General features: G+C 67.7%; 1 protein-coding gene. It reads right to left on the bottom strand.

The window, feature by feature from the left end:
- Positions 1-7: 7 nt before the first annotated feature.
- On the bottom strand, positions 8-699 hold a 692-nt coding region (locus OBACDRAFT_RS24320; RefSeq protein WP_486606342.1), incomplete at its 5' end, for a DNA mismatch repair MutL family protein.

Here is a 699-nt window from a genome sequence, read left to right as displayed (position 1 = left end):
CGGGGCGTCAGCGTTGGAAGCGGCGGTCGAGTTCGCCGTGGGTGAATTCGATGTGCGTGGCGCGTCCGGAGGGACTGGTGTGTGGGGCGTCGCAGGCAAAGAGTTGCGCGACGAGGGTCTGCATTTCGGCGGCGGAGGGAGCGGCCTGGAGGCGGATGGCGCGGGTGGCGGAGAGGCGGGTGAGGAACTGGCGGGCCGCGGCAATGTCGCGTTCGGGGAGCTGGCCGTCGCGGATGGCACCGAGGAGGTCGCGCAGGAAGGGGGCGGCGGCGGCGGGGTCCATCCAGTCGGGGATGCCTTCGATGCGGAAAAAATTACGACCAAACTCGGCAACTTCAAAGCCGTGTTCGGCGAGGAATTTCAGGCGGTCGGTCAGGAGCGCGCTGGAGACCGGGTCGAGTTCGAGGGGGACGGGGAGGAGGAGGCGTTGTGTGGCGATGGAGTGGTCGGCAAATTGTTGTTCGATCCGCTCGAAGAGGATGCGTTCCTGCGCGGCGCGGCGGTCGAGAAGGATGAGTCCCGCGGGCGTTTCGAAGAGGGCGTGGATGCCGTGCGCGAGGCCGATGTAGCGCCAGGTTGTGGCGACAGGGGCTCCGGACGGGGGGGGGGGGGAAGGGCGGGCGGGGAGAACGTCCAACATCCAACGCCGAACGTCCAACATCCAATGGGGACTGGCGAACTGCCAATGGGGACTGGCCA

The sequence above is a fragment of the Geminisphaera colitermitum TAV2 genome (assembly GCF_000171235.2).
Classification (GTDB): Bacteria; Verrucomicrobiota; Verrucomicrobiia; order Opitutales; family Opitutaceae; genus Geminisphaera; species Geminisphaera colitermitum.
This window is presented reverse-complemented; position numbering and strand designations above follow the sequence as displayed.